Below are 14,959 nucleotides of genomic sequence, written 5' to 3' on the forward strand. Positions count from 1 at the left end.
GATGGCCGTCAGCGGTCGCGTTCCTCACTCGGCCGTGTCTCACCGTGGCCGCCCGGCCGCGGGGCGGCCCGTCCGCCGTCCGGCTCCTGGCGCAGGTCCTCCAGCTGGTCGCGGAGCCAGTCGCGGGTGGCGACCTCGCCCAGGCCGGTCCGCAGCGCCGCGATCTCCCGGGTGAGGAACTCGGTGTCGGCGATGGACCGCTCGTTCTGTTTACGGTCCCGTTCGAGGTTGACGCGGTCGCGGTCGGCCTGCCGGTACTGGGCCAGCAGGATCAGCGGGGCGGAGTACGACGCCTGGAGGGAGAGCATCAGTGTCAGGAAGATGAACGGGAAGGGGTCGAACCGCAGCCGCGGCGGCGCCAGGAGGTTCCAGGCCAGCCATAAGGTGACGAAGACCGTCATCCAGGCGATGAACCGCCCGGTGCCCAGGAAACGCGCGATCCGCTCCGACGCCTTGCCGAACGCCTCGGGGTCCCAGCGCGGCAGCGGGCTGCGGCGCGGCGCCCTGGGCCGGTCCAGACGGCTGCTGTCACCGTCCATCGGCGGTCTCCGGCAGTGCCATGCCGTTGTGCAGTTCGCGCTCCCGCCAGTCGGACGGCAGCAGATGGTCCAGCACATCGTCGACCGTCACCGCGCCGAGCAGGGAGCCGGTCTCGTCCACCACGGGCGCCGCGAGCAGGTTGTAGGTGGCCAGATGGCCGGCCACGACGGGCAGCGAGGTGTCCGGCGGCAGCGTCGGCAGATCGGTGTCGACGGACGAGCCGACGAGGGTGAACGGCGGGTCGCGCAGCAGCCGTTGGAAGTGGATGGTGCCCAGATAGCGTCCGGTGGGCGTCTCGTCGGGCGGGCGGCACACATACACCTGGGCGGCGAGCGCGGGGGTCAGGTCCTGTTCGCGCACCCGGGCGAGGGCGTCGGCGACGGTGGCGTCCGGGCGCAGCACGATCGGCTCGGTCGTCATCAGACCGCCCGCCGACCCCTCCTCGTACGACATCAGCCGGCGCATGTCCGCCGCGTCGCGGGGGCGCATCAGGCCCAGCAGCCGCTCCTTGTCGGGTTCGGGCAGCTCGGAGAGCAGATCGGCCGCGTCGTCGGGGTCCATGGCCTCCAGGACGTCGGCCGCGCGCTCCTCCTGGAGCTTGCCGAGGATCTCCACCTGGTCGTCGTCGGGCAGCTCCTCCAGGACGTCCGCGAGCCGGTCGTCGTCCAGGGCCGCCGCCACCTCGCCCCGGCGCTTCGCGGACAGGTGGTGCAGCACATTGGCCAGGTCGGCGGGGCGCAGCTGCTCGAAGGTGGCCAGCAGGTTCTCCGCGCCCTGCCCCTGCTCCTCCAGCGAGAAGCCGGTGACCGCCGACCAGTCCACGGTCAGCGTCTCGCCGCGGCGGCGCAGCGCACCGGTCTTGCCGCGGCGTATGAAGACCTTGTCGATCTCCCACTCGCGGCGCGCGGGCAGCTGGGTCATCGACACATCGAGGACCGTGACCGCCTCCCCGGTCTCGACCAGCCGCACCGTGCGGTCGAGCAGTTCGCCGAGGACCAGGGTCTCGGTGGGGCGCTGTTCGAAGCGGCGCATGTTGAGTACGCCGGTGATGATGACCTGGCCGGACTCCACACCGGTCACCCGCGTCATGGGCAGGAAGATCCGGCGGCGGCCGACCACCTCGACCGCCAGGCCGAGCACCCGCGGCGGGCGGCCGGCCAGCCGCAGCATCGCCACGACATCGCGCACCCGCCCCACCTGGTCGCCGTTCGGGTCGAAGACGGCGACGCCCGCGAGATGCGAGACGAAGATCCGGGGGGCGCCTGCCGGCATGCCCTGCCTCCCCTCGTATGTGGGGTTTCGCGGCGATACGCGGTAATGATCCGCTCTTCTTCGGGTTCAGGCTAACGTGCCCGCACCTGACCTGCCGCTGGACGGGGGCCCCGCGGCATCCTGCGGACACCGCTGGACGGCACCGGTACGCTGCCCTACTGCACCGGCATCAGGAGGCAGAGCGGACGTGCGCACCCGGAACAGGGCTGTCGTTGCGGCGATGTGCGCGGGGTTGGCCGCGACGCTCGCCGCGTGTGGCGGCGGGGAGAAAGACCCCGACGCGGGAACGAACGGCGTGGGAAAGCTTCCCGCCGCGAAGATCGAGAGCAAAGCCCGTAAGGCGGCCGAAGACGCGGATTCGGTGCGGCTCTCCGGCAGTCTCGTCACCAAGGGAGTCACCTACAAGCTCAATATGCGGCTGAAGTCCGACGGCGGCACGGGCCAGGTCTCCACCAAGGGCTCCACCTTCGAGCTGCTCCGCGTCGACAAGGAGCTCTACCTCAAGGCCGACGCGGACTTCTGGTCGCACGACGGCGAGGACGCGGGGGACAGCGGCTCGGGGGACAGCGGCGCGGGCACGGACGACGCGGCCGACAAGCTCGACAACAAGTATGTGAAGGTCCCCTCCGACGACCCCTCCTACCAGCGGCTCAGCGGCTTCACCGATATGAGCCTGCTGCTGGACGGGCTGCTCGGACTCCAGGGTGAGATCGCCACGGGCGACCACGGCCAGGTGGGCGGCGTACGGACGATCCGCATCAGCGCCGGCGAGGACGGGGCGGGCGGATCGCTCGACGTCTCCCTGGAGGGCCGGCCCTACCCGCTCCAGCTGCGGCGGGCGGGCGGCGCGGGCGTGATCCGGCTGGCGGACTGGAACAAGGACTTCCAGCTCACCGCCCCGGCGAAGGGCCATGTCCTCGACTACGGGCAGCAGCTCCCGGGGACGCCGTAGCCGCGCGCGACCGCGTTCGTGGCATCCGTAAGGACGCCACCGCCCGTGGGACCGGAGTCCGTGGGACCGGAGTCCGTGGGACCGGAGTCCGTGGGACCGGAGTCCGTGGGACCGGAGTCCGTGGGACCGGAGTCCGTGGGACCGGAGTCCGTGGGACCGGAGTCCGTGGGACCGGAGTCCGTGGGACCGGAGTCCGTGAGACCGGCGGCGTCCGTAAGGGAGCGGTTCTAACCCTTGCGGGCGCGCTTCTTGCGGCGGGCGAGAAGCTTCGGGAGGGCCGCCGGGATCGGGCGGCGGGTGATCGCCGGGGACGGCAGCGGGGCCGCCGCCAGGGAGTCCGTGGGGTGCTCGGCCAGCGCCCCGGGCGCGGGCTCCAGCCGCAGCACCCGGCATTCGCGCGCCCAGCGCTCCGCGATGTGGTCGGCGTCCACCGCGTTCAGCCGCTTGCCCTTGAGCTCGTCGACCACGGCCCTCCAGGCCTCGTCGCCCGGCGCCAGCTCGACCACCCGCGCGGGCCAGCTGACCAGGCGTCCGCCCTTGTCCTTGCTGCGCACCGTCACGGTGGCGGTTCCGCCGTCGGCCAGACCGAGGTCGCGCAGGGGCTGCTCGTCGGGGCCGTCCCCGACGAGACAGGCCGCGCCCTCGTGCCAGATGTGCCACAGGGCGCGCGGGGCACCCTCGGTGCCCTGGACCCAGATGAGGGCGGACTTCTTGGCCGCCTCCTCGACAAGAGCACGGTCCATCGGCGTCTGCGTCATGCCGACAGCCTAGGCCAGCCACGCGCCCGTTCCAGCCAGTGAAATGTCAGTTCCGTCATACGGCCATGGGCCTTACCCTGGCGCCGTGTCCACCGCTCGTACCGCCCGTACCGCAGCCCACCCCGCCACCCCCACCGCGCCCGGTGACGGCGGTCGTGTCCCCGGCGCCGTTCCTCTGGACATCGCGCTCCTTACGGTCGCCATCGCGGGGGTCTCGCTCTCCGCGCCGCTGGCCGCCGCGACGGCGGCGCCCGCGCTCGCCATCGCCTTCTGGCGCAACGCCATGGCCGTGGGCGCGCTCACCCCGTTCGCGCTGTGGCGCCACCGGGGCGAGCTGCGCGGGATGGGCCGCCGGGCGGTGCTGCTGTCGGCCGGGGCGGGGGCACTGCTCGCGGTGCACTTCGGGGCCTGGCTGCCGAGCCTGCACATGACCTCCGTCGCCTCCTCGACCGCGCTGGTGACCACGACCCCCGTCTGGACGGCGCTGCTGCTGCGGCTGCGCGGTCACCGCCCGCCCGCGCTCGCCTGGCTGGGCATGGGGCTCGCGATCCTCGGTGTGGTGATTCTCACCGGGGTCGACCTGTCCGCCTCCCCGCGCGCCCTGCTGGGCGACGCGCTCGCGCTGCTGGGCGGGATGGCGGCGGCCGGTTACGTGCTGCTCGGGGCGGAGGTGCGCCGTTCGGTGAGCACCACCGCGTACGCCTACGTCTGCTACGCCACCACCAGCGTGCTCCTGCTGGTCACCTGCCTGGTGGCGGGCGCGGAGCTCGGCGGCTACAGCGGCAGCACCTGGCTGCGACTGGTCGCCCTGATGGTCACCGCACAGCTGCTGGGGCACACCCTGATCAACCGGGTGGTCAAGGGCCTGGGCCCCTCCGTCACCTCAACCGCGATCCTCCTGGAGACCCCCGGGGCGGCCCTGATCGCGGCCCTGTGGCTGGGCCAGCTGCCGTCCGTGGCCGCCTACCCGGCGCTCGCGGTGATCCTCGGCGGACTCGCGCTGGTCATCATGGCGGACGGGAAGAGCCGTACGGACGGCACCCGAGCCGGTTCCGGAGTCTCCTAGAGCCAGCCGTTGCGCTTGAAGCCGCGGTGGATCGCGAAGCAGATGCCCACCGTGACGATGAGCACGGTCGGGTAGCCGAACTTCCAGCGCAGCTCCGGCATGTAGTCGAAGTTCATGCCGTAGATCCCGGCGATCATCGTCGGCACGGCGAAGATCGCCGCCCAGGACGTGATCTTCCGCATGTCCTCGTTCTGCGCGACCGTCGCCTGCGCCAGATTGGCCTGGAGGATCGAGTTCAGCAGATCGTCGAAGGCCAGCACCTGCTCGCTGACCCGCGCCAGGTGGTCCGCGACATCCCGGAAGTACGTCTGGATGTCCGGGTCCACCAGCCGCATCGGACGCTCGCTCAGCAGCTGCATCGGCCGCAGCAGCGGCGAGACGGCCCGCTTGAACTCCAGGACCTCGCGCTTGAGCTGGTAGATCCGGCCCGCGTCGCCGCCCCGCCGGGAGGTCGCCGCGGAGAAGACGTCGATCTCGACCTCGTCGATGTCGTCCTGGACCGCGTCGGCGACCGCGAGATAGCCGTCGACGACCTGGTCGGCGATGGCGTGCAGCACCGCCGAGGGGCCCTTGGCCAGCAGCTCGGGATCCTGCTGGAGCCGGTGGCGCAGGGCGCGCAGCGAGCCCTGGCCGCCGTGCCGCACGGTCACGATGAAGTTCCGGCCGGTGAAGCACATCACCTCACCGGTCTCCACCACCTCGCTGGTCGAGGTGAGTTCGGCGTGCTCGACGTAGTGGATCGTCTTGAAGACGGTGAAGAGGGTGTCGTCGTACCGCTCCAGCTTGGGCCGCTGGTGCGCCTGCACCGCGTCCTCGACCGCCAGCGGGTGCAGCCCGAACTCCTGGGCGATGCCCGCGAACTCGCGCTCGGTGGGCTCGTGCAGCCCGATCCAGGCGAACCCGCCCTCCTCGCGGACCCGCTCCATGGCCTTCGCCGGGCTCACGTGGTCGCTGACCCGCTTGCCGTCGCGGTAGACCCCGCAGTCGACCACGGCGCTGGTGACCGACGGGTCACGCGTCGCGTCGTAGTCGCTGGCGGCGCGGGCACGGCGCAGGGCGGGGCGGACGGCTGCGCGCAGGTCACGGATCATCGACATGACGGGCTCCTTCACGGGCCGGCCGTCAGCGGCGGGCGCGCGGCGCAGCGCTGCGCCCGGAAGGTGGACGTACGGCATCCCCGTGCCCGTACGTCCGCAAAGCGGGCGGCGCTCCGTGCGATGGCGCTGACGGAAGTTCGCGGAACTGAACAAAGCGGTTCGAAGGCGCTCTACCGTCAGATGCCCTGGATGCGAGATGGCTTCGCGTGTTTCACCGCCGGGCGGCGGGGTACGGAAGGTTTCAGATCATGCGGTCGCATACCACGGGGAAACGACGGGAGAACTGTCGGTACTGCACGGTCGACTAGGATCCACCGCAGCCCCACCTCCTCCGGCCGGTCCCCCATGAGGGACGACGTGTAACTCCCTGGGCAGGGATTAAGGCTATCAGTCGGCAGAACCGTTACGTCGCCGCTTTGCCTGTTCGATACGCGATCTATGCTCACCGCATGTCAGACGTTCTTCAGCTGGTCGAGACCCGGTTGATCACCGCGCTGGGCGAGCCGGACGCCCGCGCGGGCATCACGTTCCTCGGCGCCGACCGCATTGACGTGCTGCGATTCCGGGACGAGAACGCCGTGATCCGCTATGCCACCCTCGGCATGTCGGACCATCCGATGACCAGCCCGACCGCCACCGTCGCCGACCCCCTGCGCGGGCCGCGCGCCGAGCTGGTGCTGACCGTACGGGCCGGCGGCCGCGGCCCCGACCTCTCCGTCCTCGACGAGGTGCTCCGCCCGCTCGCCGTGCTGGCCGCCTCACCCCAGGTCGAGGGGGTCGTGGTGACCCCCGGCGCGTCGCTGGACCTCGGCGGGCCGCTGTGGCCCGGGGCGGCCTTCACCTCCGTCCTCGTCGCCGAACCGGGCGGTCTGGTCGAGGACTTGGAGCTGCTCGAACCGATGGAGCCGGTGCGCTTCCTGCCGCTGCTGCCGATGACCGCGAACGAGGCGGCGTGGAAGCGGGTGCACGGCGCCGGCGCCCTCCAGGACCGCTGGCTGCGGCACGGCACGGATCTGCGCGATCCGGCGCGCACCGGGGTGCCGTTGGGGGACTGAGGCGCCGCTGCCGTCTCGTACGGAACCCACGCGCCGTCTCGTACGGAAAGCCGCGCGCCGTCTCGTACGGAAAGCCCGCGCGCGAGGGGCGGAGGGCGAGGGGCGGCGGGCGGAAACTCCTGCGGGAAGTGACCTCCGGACGGGTGATCGTCCTTGACGCGAGGACGACCGGGGAGGACCGTGGGGCCCTATGAGGGGCGAACCCAGTTGCCCGAAGTGCGGTGGCCGGGTGCGAGCGCCCGGTCTCTTCACCGACTCCTGGCAGTGCGGAGTGCACGGCACGGTGCACCCCCTCCAGCCGGTCGTTCCGCCGAGCGTCGAAGCACTCGTGGTGGTCACCAACCGCGCCCGGGTGCCCGTATGGATGCCCTGGCCGCTGCCCGTGGGCTGGCTGTTCACCGGTGTGGCGTGCGCCGGGGACGACCGCAGCGGCGGCCGCGCCACCGCCGTGGCCTGCTCCGGCCCCGGACCGCTGGGCGGCCCGGGGGAGCTGCTGCTGATCGCCGAGGAGCTGGGCGTCGGGCTCGGCGCGCGCTTCGCGGGTATCCCGGGGCCCGATCCGGGGCCGGGAATGCGGGTGGACAAGCCGCCGCACGTCAAGGTGCTGGCCGCCGGGCGGCCCACCCCGCTGTGGCATGTCGAGGGCACCCCGGACGACCGCGCGGTCTTCGCGGGCGAGGCGTGCGGGCTGTGGCTGTGGGCGGTCGTCTGGCCCGAGCAGACCGGGCTGCTGATGTACGACGAGATGGTGCTCACCGATCTGCGGGACGCCGGGGCCGAGGTCGACCTGGTGCCCTGCGGCGCGCTCTCCCCACGGCTGCTGTCGCCCTGACACCCCGACCCCCGTTGACCCGGTGGCCGCTCCGGCGTTCGTCCTGCGTGCTCGCCCCGGAGGTGCTCACGCGGTGACGGCCGGGGGCACTGGACCGCCGTGTCCGGCCGGTGGTTATGCTGAGGCGTCCCACCGGTCCACCCCGAACGCAGCTTGGAGTCCGAGCCGTGCGCATCGATCTGCACACCCACTCCACTGCGTCGGACGGTACGGACACCCCGGCCGAGCTGGTGCGGAACGCCGCCGCCGCGGGGCTGGACGTCGTCGCGCTCACCGACCACGACACCGTCGGCGGCTATGCGGAGGCCACCCGGGCGCTGCCCGCCGGGCTGACGCTGGTCACCGGCGCCGAGCTGTCCTGCCGCCTCAACGGTGTGAGCCTGCACATGCTGGCGTACCTCTTCGACCCGGCCGAGCCCGAGCTGGCGAGCGAGCGCGAGCTGGTGCGCGACGACCGGGTGCCCCGGGCGCGGGCGATGGTCGGGAAGCTGCGCGAGCTGGGCGTGCCGATCACCTGGGAGCGGGTGGCGGAGATCGCCGGGGACGGATCCGTAGGACGGCCGCACATAGCCACCGCGCTGGTCGAGCTGGGCGTCGTGGCGAGCGTCTCGGACGCCTTCACCCAGGACTGGCTGGCCGACGGCGGCCGGGCACACGTGGAGAAGCACGAGCTGGACCCCTTCGAGGCGATCCGGCTGATCAAGGGCGCGGGCGGGGTCGCGGTCTTCGCGCATCCGCTGGCCGTCAAGCGGGGCCAGTGCGTACCGGAGAGCGCGATCGGCGAGCTGGCGGCGGCGGGCCTGGACGGTATCGAGGTCGACCACATGGACCACAGCGAGGACACCCGGGCCCGGCTGCGCGGTCTCGCCGCCGAGCTCGGCCTGCTCACCACCGGCTCCAGCGACTACCACGGCAGCCGTAAGACCTGTCGGCTCGGCGAGCACACGACCGACCCCGAGGTCTACGGCGAGATCGTGCGCCGGGCGACTGGGGCCGCCCCGGTGCCGGGCGCGGCCGGCTGAGCGCGCCCCCGCGCCTGCGGCGGGGGTCGTCAACGGGGCCACCGGCCACCCGAATGGTCCACACCCTCTGACATCGCACGAGCGCCCCCGTACCGTCACGTACGAGGGCGCTCGATCTCTGTCGCGGCTGGAGGGCCTTACGGCACTACCGGGCAGCGGTGTCGGCTGGACGGATGTAGATGCGCTGGCCGATCGCGGCGGCCTGCTGCACGATCCGGTTGACGGAGGCGGCGTCTACGACGGTGCTGTCAATGGCGCTGCCATCGACATCGTCAAGGCGCATGATCTCGAAGCGCAAAGCTTCTCCCTTCGTCTGATCCTCCTGAAGGAGAACTGATGTGTACGGAGCCGCGCAGCGTCGCTGCCGCGCCCTCCTGTACGTGTTCAACCAGAGGGTGCCCCGAAAACATTCCCTACGCTAATAAAAATTTTTCACTGCCTAAGTATCCGCTGGTGGCGGAGCAGGGTGCGGTTGTGCCTCTCACACGGCCGCCCGGAGAATGAACCGCGTATGAGTGACGCCATGCCTCCGGGCCAACCAGACCTCGCCTCGATCGCCGCGGGCATCGAGCGCACGAACGAGCTGCTCCAGCGCGTGCTCGCCGAGGTCGCGACCACGCCCTCGACTCACGCGATCTTCGTCGACGCGGGGTACGTCTACGCGGCGGCCGGCCGGCTCGTCGCGGGTACGGAGGACCGCCGCGCCTTCGAGCTGGACGCCGAGGGGCTCATCGAGGCGTTCATCGACAAGGCGCGCACGATCTTCCCGGACAGCAGGCTGCTGCGCGTCTACTGGTTCGACGGCGCCCGGCGCCGGATCCACACCCCGGAGCAGCAGAGCATCGCGGAGCTGCCCGACGTCAAGGTCCGGCTGGGCAACCTCAACGCCAACAACCAGCAGAAGGGCGTCGACTCCCTCATCCGCTCCGATCTGGAATCCCTGGCCCGCCACCGCGCCATCGGCGACGCCGTGCTGATCGGCGGCGACGAGGACCTGGTCTCCGCCGTCGAGGCGGCCCAGGGCTACGGGGCGCGCGTCCACCTATGGGGCATCGAGGCCCTGGAGGGGCGCAACCAGGCCGAGCCGCTGCTGTGGGAGGTCGACAGCCAGCGCACCTTCGACCTCGACTTCTGCAAGCCGTACGTCACCCGGCGGGCCGCCGGCTACGAGCCGAACGGCGACGCGCCGCTGTGCGGGCCCGCCCCGACCCGGGACGAGGTGCGCTTCGTCGGGGCGCAGATCGCCGCCCAGTGGCTGTCCTCACGCGGCCGTGACACGCTCGCGGAGCTGCTGCCGGGCCACCCGTATCTGCCCGGTTCCGTGGACCAGGAGCTGCTGATCGACGCGGAGGGGCTGCTACGGCTCTCCCTGCGCGCCCACGCCGATCTGCGACGCGCCCTGCGGGACGGCTTCTGGGAGCACCTACAGGCGCAGTACTGAGCCGAGTACTGAGTCGAGCCAGCCCTGGCCGAGCCGATCCCGCCGCTTCCGGCTCAGCCCAGGTCGCGCCAGAAGCCGATCAGGGCCTCGGCGGTGGGGTGGGCCCGCTCGGTGTTGGGGGAGTGCCCGGCACCCTCGATCACGGTCCGGCGGGCGGCCAGCCGTCCGGCCATCTCGTCCATCAGCGGCACCGGCCAGGCGTAGTCCGCCTCGCCCGACAGCACATGGATGCGCAGCCGCACCGCCGCCAGCTCATCGACCCGGTCCGGCTCATCGGTCAGCTGCCGTCCCGTGACGATCAGCTGCTCCGGTACGGTGCCGAGCCAGCGCTGACGCAGGAACTCCGCCACCCCCGGCGGGGTCGCCGCGTCGGCCGCCTCGGGCGGATCCAGCTCGCGCATCGCCTGCCATACGGACTCCATGTCCATCACGGTCAGCGCGTCGATCAGCAGCTTGATCCGGGCGCGCTGCGGGGCGGAGATGGCCGCCGGGCCGGAACTCATGATCGTCAGTGAGGCGAACGCCCCGGGGTCGCGCAGTACGGCGGCCCGCGCGATCAGACCGCCGAGTGAATGCCCGAGCAGATGGACGGGGTCCTCGACGGCCGCGCTCACGGCGGTGGCCTGCGCGAGAACGTCCTGTGCCAGCTCGTCCAGGGCGTACGCGGCCTCCTTACGGGGGCCGGGAGTCTCGTGCTGCCCCCGCCCGTCGACGGCGACGACCCGGAACCCGGCCGTGGCGAGCGGCTCCAGCAGCGCGATGAAGTCCTCCTTGCTCCCCGTGAACCCCGGGACCAGGAGGACGGTCCCGCGCGCGGCCGAAGCGGGCCGCGCGTCATGGACGGCGAACTCCCCGCGCGAGGTCCGGAGCCGGTACGCGCGGGCGCATGCGGGCAGTGTGAGAAACGGCGGCCTGCTCATGGGCACGAGGCTATACAGGGCGCGGGAAACGGCACGTGAACGGCCAGGGGCCCGCACCGCGGTGTCGCGGAACGGGCCCCTGGCCGTGATGTGCCGCCGCCGGCCGCATGTGCCGCGCGGCGCTCTTGGCTCAGCCCTCGGCCGTGACCTCGACGGCCTCGGCCGCCTTGGTGCGCGTACGGCGTCGGGGCGTGGTGGCCTCGGTGGTGTCGGCCGCCTCGGCCACCTTGGCCGCCGGTTCCGCCGTGGTTGCCTTGGTGCGGGTGCGCCGGGGCTTGGCGGGGGTTTCGGTGGCTTCCGTCTCGGGTTGTGCGTCGGTGGTGGTGGCCTTGGTGGTGGCGCGGGTGCGGCGCTTGGGCTTGGCCGTCTCGGTGGTGCCTTCGGCGGTTTCGACGGCTGCCTCGGCGGCCTTGGTGCGCGTGCGGCGCCGTGGCGTGGTGGCCTCGGTGGCGTCGGCCGTCTCCGCCGTCTTGGCCGCCGGTTCTGCCGCGGTTGCCTTGGTGCGGGTGCGCCGGGGCTTGGCGGGGGTTTCGGTGGCTTCCGTCTCGGGTTGTGCGTCGGTGGTGGTGGCCTTGGTGGTGGCGCGGGTGCGGCGCTTGGGCTTGGCCGTCTCGGTGGTGCCTTCGGCGGTTTCGACGGCTGCCTCGGCGGCCTTGGTGCGCGTGCGGCGCCGTGGCGTGGTGACCTCGGTGGCGTCGGCTGCCTCGGCCGCCTCGGCCGCCTCGGCTGCCTCAGCGGCCTTGGCGCGGGTGCGGCGGCGCGGCTTGGCGGGGGCCTCTGCGGCCTCCGGCTGCGTCTCGACGGCCTCGACGGGGCTCGCAGCCTCCGCCGTGCCCTCGGCCGCTTCCACGGCCGTCTGGGCCGCCTCAGTGGCCTTGACGCGGGTGCGGCGGCGCGGCTTCGCCGGGACCTCCACGGCCTCCGGGGTCGCCACCGTCGGGGCTGCCGTCTCCGCTGCCTCGACGTCGACGGCGGCGGACGCGGATTCCTCCGTCGTGGTGCCTTCGGCGGTCTCGACGGCCGCTGTCGCCGCCTCTGCGGCCCTGGCGGCACCCCGGGTGCGGCGGCGGCGCGGCTTGGCGTCGACCTCGTCGGACTCCGCCTCCGCCTGGGGCGCCGCCGTGCGGGTCGCCTCCGCTTGGGCTGCCGCCGCCGTATCGACGGCGGTCGTGTCGACGGCGGTCGTGGCCGCCTCGGAGCGGGACGTCGTCACACCGCCGCGCGTACGGCGGCGCCGGCGGAGCCGACGGGGCTCGGTGGCGCCCTCGGCGGTGTCGGTGGCGGACTCGGCCGTCGGCGCCCCCTCCGGGGCGCCCGTGCCGTCCACGGCCACACCGCCGCGGGTGCGGCGCCGTACCCGGCGGCTGCGCGCGGGGCGCTGCTCCGTGGCCGGAGCGGCGGCCCGGCGGCCGCGGCCGGCCCGGCCCCCGGTCTCGCCCAGGTCCTCGATCTCCTCGGCGGCGAGTCCGGCCCGGGTGCGCTCGGCGCGCGGGAGCACACCGGTGGTGCCCTCCGGGATGCTCAGCAGCTCGTAGAGGTGGTCGGAGGTGGAGTACGTCTCCTCCGGCTCGTGGAACGGCAGGTCCAGCGCCTTGTTGATCAGCTGCCAGCGCGGGATGTCGTCCCAGTCGACGAGCGTGATGGCGATACCCGAGGCGCCCGCGCGGCCCGTGCGGCCGATGCGGTGCAGATAGGTCTTCTCGTCCTCGGGGGACTGGTAATTGATCACATGCGTGACGCCCTCGACGTCGATGCCGCGCGCGGCGACGTCGGTGCACACCAGCACGTCGACCTTGCCGTTGCGGAAGGCGCGCAGCGCCTGCTCGCGTGCCCCCTGGCCGAGGTCGCCGTGGACCGCGCCGGAGGCGAAGCCACGGCGCGCGAGCTGATCGGCGATGTCGGCGGCGGTCCGCTTCGTACGGCAGAAGATCATCGCGAGACCGCGGCCCTCGGCCTGGAGCACGCGCGCCACGACCTCCGGCTTGTCCAGGGAGTGGGCGCGGAAGACATGCTGCGTGATGTTGGCCACGGTCGCGCCCTCGTCGTCCGGCGCGGTGGCCCGGATGTGCGTGGGCTGCGACATGTAGCGCCGGGCCAGGCCGATGACGGCGCCCGGCATGGTGGCCGAGAACAGCATGGTCTGGCGCTTGGCCGGAAGCATGTTGATGATCTTCTCGACGTCGGGCAGGAAGCCCAGGTCGAGCATTTCATCGGCCTCGTCCAGGACGAGCGCCTTGACGGCGGAGAGCCGCAGCTTCTTCTGACCGGCCAGGTCCAGCAGCCGGCCCGGGGTGCCGACGACCACGTCGACGCCCTTCTTCAGGGCCTCGACCTGCGGTTCGTAGGCGCGGCCGCCGTAGATCGACACGACGCGGACGGCGCGGACCTTCCCGGCGGTCAGCAGGTCGTTGGTCACCTGCTGGCACAGCTCGCGGGTGGGGACGACCACGAGCGCCTGCGGCGCGTCGGCCAGCTGCTCGGGCTTGGCCCGGCCGGCCTCGACGTCCGCGGGGACGACGACGCGCTCCAGCAGCGGGAGGCCGAAGCCCAGCGTCTTACCGGTGCCGGTCTTGGCCTGGCCGATGACGTCGGTGCCGGAGAGGGCGACCGGAAGCGTCATTTCCTGGATGGGGAACGGGGATGTGATGCCGACGGCTTCCAGGGCCTCGGCCGTCTCGGGGAGGATCCCGAGTTCTCGGAAAGTGGTCAGGATGCTTGCCTCTTCTGTGAGACGCGGCGAGAGGCGGCGAAGGGGGTCGCACGGCGCCCGGTGCACCGGCCTTGGGGCGGCCGGTTCGGCGCGGGACCACGGCCTTCGCTCGAGCGCTCACGCCGCGAGCGGGTCCCTCCTGCCGTGCGCATGAGGGATGCGCGCCGCGCGGAGGGCGGTCGGGTTTGGAGCCGATCGGGCCACCGACCGGGCATCCGCATTCGTGGAACAACCCGCCGATACTCGACGGGCGCATTTACCACTGTACCCCGGAAGTGCGCATCTGTGACCGGGCCATCCGGTGCGGGGCGTCGTCGGGCGTGGCTGACCAGGCCCTTCCTCGGGGCACGGGCCTTCCTCGGGGCCCGGAGCGGACTATTGTGCGCTCCATGGAGACGCCTGACACGCCTGAGACGCCCGCCGCGACCGCCGGAGACCGCACCGGGGACCGCACCGCGGGCCGCGCCGGGGACCACGCCGCATCCGGGGCGGGCAGCGGGGAGAAGGCCCCGGAGCCCACCGGGGTCGCCGCCCAGGACTGGGACACGGCAGCCGCCGATCCGCAGTACCGGGCCGCCGTGGTGGATCTGCTCGGCGCCCTCGCCTACGGCGAGCTGGCCGCCTTCGAGCGGCTGGCGGAGGACGCCAAGCTGGCGCCCACGATCGAGGACAAGGCCGAGCTGGCGAAGATGGCGTCCGCCGAGTTCCACCACTTCGAGCGGCTATCGGGCCGGCTCTCGGCGATCGGCGAGGAGCCGACGGCGGCGATGGAGCCGTTCGCGGCGGCTCTGGACGGCTTCCACCGCCAGACCGCGCCGTCCGACTGGCTGGAGGGCCTGGTCAAGGCGTACGTGGGCGACTCGATCGCCAGTGACTTCTACCGCGAGGTGGCGGCCCGGCTGGACGCCGACACCCGCGGTCTGGTGCTTCAGGTGCTGGACGACACCGGCCACGCCTCGTTCGCGGTCGAGAAGGTGCGGGCCGCCATCGAGGCCGATCCGCGGGTCGGCGGGCGGCTGGCGCTGTGGGCGCGGCGGCTGATGGGTGAGGCGCTGTCGCAGGCCCAGCGGGTGGTCGCGGACCGCGACGCGCTCTCGACGATGCTGGTGGGCGGGGTGGCCGACGGCTTCGACCTGGCGGAGGTGGGCCGGATGTTCTCGCGGATCACCGAGGCCCACACCAAGCGGATGGCCGCCCTGGGGCTTGCCGCCTAGGCCAGGACGACCGCGGAACGAGGGGCTCCGGCGGCCGGTGGCGCTCCGGAGCCCGGTCGATCACGGTCGGTCAGGGTTGA

Annotated in this window: 14 protein-coding genes; 7 read left to right on the forward strand and 7 right to left on the reverse strand. The window is 72.7% G+C overall.

Going from position 1 to position 14,959, the window contains the following annotated elements; genetic code table 11:
* Positions 1-8: 8 nt before the first annotated feature.
* The gene (locus tag PS467_RS26825; RefSeq protein ID WP_311037391.1) at positions 9-539 is read right to left on the reverse strand and encodes a DUF1003 domain-containing protein; all 531 of its coding nucleotides are present in this window, start codon (positions 537-539) and stop codon (positions 9-11) included.
* Positions 529-1,812 (reverse strand): magnesium transporter MgtE N-terminal domain-containing protein, encoded by a 1,284-nt coding sequence (locus PS467_RS26830; RefSeq protein WP_311037392.1) that lies wholly within the window; start codon positions 1,810-1,812, stop codon positions 529-531. Before PS467_RS26830 ends, PS467_RS26825 begins: the two co-directional genes overlap by 11 nt.
* Positions 1,813-2,032: 220 nt before the next feature.
* Here PS467_RS26830 and PS467_RS26835 point away from each other — a divergent pair, with 220 nt between their 5' ends.
* Positions 2,033-2,764 carry a hypothetical protein gene (locus PS467_RS26835; RefSeq protein WP_311039967.1) on the forward strand — a complete coding sequence of 244 codons (732 nt, stop codon included), beginning with the start codon at positions 2,033-2,035 and terminating at the stop codon, positions 2,762-2,764.
* Positions 2,765-2,991: 227 nt separating this feature from the next.
* Here PS467_RS26835 and PS467_RS26840 read toward each other — a convergent pair whose 3' ends face one another.
* Positions 2,992-3,522, reverse strand: a complete 531-nt coding sequence (locus PS467_RS26840; protein WP_311037393.1) for a hypothetical protein — start codon at positions 3,520-3,522, stop codon at positions 2,992-2,994.
* A gap of 85 nt (positions 3,523-3,607) precedes the next feature.
* Here PS467_RS26840 and PS467_RS26845 point away from each other — a divergent pair, with 85 nt between their 5' ends.
* On the forward strand, positions 3,608-4,588 hold the full coding sequence (locus PS467_RS26845; protein ID WP_311037394.1) for a DMT family transporter: 981 nt from the start codon (positions 3,608-3,610) through the stop codon (positions 4,586-4,588).
* Here the strand turns inward: PS467_RS26845 and corA are convergent.
* Positions 4,585-5,685 carry a magnesium/cobalt transporter CorA gene (gene corA / locus PS467_RS26850; protein WP_311037395.1) on the reverse strand — a complete coding sequence of 367 codons (1,101 nt, stop codon included), beginning with the start codon at positions 5,683-5,685 and terminating at the stop codon, positions 4,585-4,587. The two genes, PS467_RS26845 and corA, sit on opposite strands and share 4 nt — an antisense overlap.
* 449 nt (positions 5,686-6,134) lie before the next feature.
* Between corA and PS467_RS26855 the strand changes: the two genes are divergently transcribed.
* The 3 genes from PS467_RS26855 (at position 6,135) to PS467_RS26865 (ending at position 8,594) form a co-directional block, all read left to right on the forward strand.
* Entirely contained in the window at positions 6,135-6,740 is a 606-nt protein-coding gene (locus PS467_RS26855; RefSeq protein ID WP_311037396.1) for a suppressor of fused domain protein, read from the forward strand.
* Positions 6,741-6,930: 190 nt separating this feature from the next.
* Complete coding sequence (locus PS467_RS26860; protein ID WP_268974254.1) at positions 6,931-7,572, forward strand: DUF6758 family protein; 642 nt, start codon at positions 6,931-6,933, stop codon at positions 7,570-7,572.
* 167 nt (positions 7,573-7,739) lie between these two features.
* On the forward strand, positions 7,740-8,594 hold the full coding sequence (locus tag PS467_RS26865) for a PHP domain-containing protein (protein WP_311037397.1): 855 nt from the start codon (positions 7,740-7,742) through the stop codon (positions 8,592-8,594).
* A 145-nt stretch (positions 8,595-8,739) separates the two neighbouring features.
* Here the strand turns inward: PS467_RS26865 and PS467_RS26870 are convergent, their stop codons facing one another.
* Complete coding sequence (locus PS467_RS26870; protein ID WP_311037398.1) at positions 8,740-8,892, reverse strand: DUF8834 family protein; 153 nt, start codon at positions 8,890-8,892, stop codon at positions 8,740-8,742.
* Positions 8,893-9,105: 213 nt separating this feature from the next.
* Here PS467_RS26870 and PS467_RS26875 point away from each other — a divergent pair, with 213 nt between their 5' ends.
* Complete coding sequence (locus PS467_RS26875) at positions 9,106-10,035, forward strand: NYN domain-containing protein (protein WP_311037399.1); 930 nt, start codon at positions 9,106-9,108, stop codon at positions 10,033-10,035.
* Positions 10,036-10,088: 53 nt separating this feature from the next.
* Here the strand turns inward: PS467_RS26875 and PS467_RS26880 are convergent, their stop codons facing one another.
* Positions 10,089-10,955, reverse strand: coding sequence for an alpha/beta fold hydrolase (locus tag PS467_RS26880; protein ID WP_311037400.1), 867 nt, complete (start codon positions 10,953-10,955; stop codon positions 10,089-10,091).
* 130 nt (positions 10,956-11,085) lie between these two features.
* Positions 11,086-13,575: a DEAD/DEAH box helicase gene (locus PS467_RS26885; RefSeq protein WP_311037401.1), complete on the reverse strand. Its 2,490-nt coding sequence runs from the start codon at positions 13,573-13,575 to the stop codon at positions 11,086-11,088.
* Between the two features lie 470 nt (positions 13,576-14,045).
* On the opposite strand from PS467_RS26885, the gene PS467_RS26890 reads away from it, so the two are divergent.
* Positions 14,046-14,879: a ferritin-like fold-containing protein gene (locus PS467_RS26890; RefSeq protein WP_432280635.1), complete on the forward strand. Its 834-nt coding sequence runs from the start codon at positions 14,046-14,048 to the stop codon at positions 14,877-14,879.
* Positions 14,880-14,959 lie beyond the last annotated feature (80 nt).

The sequence above is a fragment of the Streptomyces luomodiensis genome, from assembly GCF_031679605.1.
GTDB classification, from domain to species: domain Bacteria; phylum Actinomycetota; class Actinomycetes; order Streptomycetales; family Streptomycetaceae; genus Streptomyces; species Streptomyces luomodiensis.

Excerpts from the sequence above, each read along its gene's own strand:
- PS467_RS26835 (WP_311039967.1), top strand. The coding sequence starts at position 2,033 with ATGTGCGCGGGGTTGGCCGCGACGCTCGCCGCGTGTGGCGGCGGGGAG.
- corA (WP_311037395.1), bottom strand. The coding sequence starts at position 5,685 with ATGTCGATGATCCGTGACCTGCGCGCAGCCGTCCGCCCCGCCCTGCGC.
- PS467_RS26840 (WP_311037393.1), bottom strand. The coding sequence starts at position 3,522 with ATGACGCAGACGCCGATGGACCGTGCTCTTGTCGAGGAGGCGGCCAAG.
- PS467_RS26875 (WP_311037399.1), top strand. The coding sequence starts at position 9,106 with ATGAGTGACGCCATGCCTCCGGGCCAACCAGACCTCGCCTCGATCGCC.
- PS467_RS26830 (WP_311037392.1), bottom strand. The coding sequence starts at position 1,812 with ATGCCGGCAGGCGCCCCCCGGATCTTCGTCTCGCATCTCGCGGGCGTC.
- PS467_RS26885 (WP_311037401.1), bottom strand. The coding sequence starts at position 13,575 with ATGACGCTTCCGGTCGCCCTCTCCGGCACCGACGTCATCGGCCAGGCC.
- PS467_RS26880 (WP_311037400.1), bottom strand. The coding sequence starts at position 10,955 with ATGAGCAGGCCGCCGTTTCTCACACTGCCCGCATGCGCCCGCGCGTAC.
- PS467_RS26855 (WP_311037396.1), top strand. The coding sequence starts at position 6,135 with ATGTCAGACGTTCTTCAGCTGGTCGAGACCCGGTTGATCACCGCGCTG.
- PS467_RS26825 (WP_311037391.1), bottom strand. The coding sequence starts at position 539 with ATGGACGGTGACAGCAGCCGTCTGGACCGGCCCAGGGCGCCGCGCCGC.
- PS467_RS26860 (WP_268974254.1), top strand. The coding sequence starts at position 6,931 with ATGAGGGGCGAACCCAGTTGCCCGAAGTGCGGTGGCCGGGTGCGAGCG.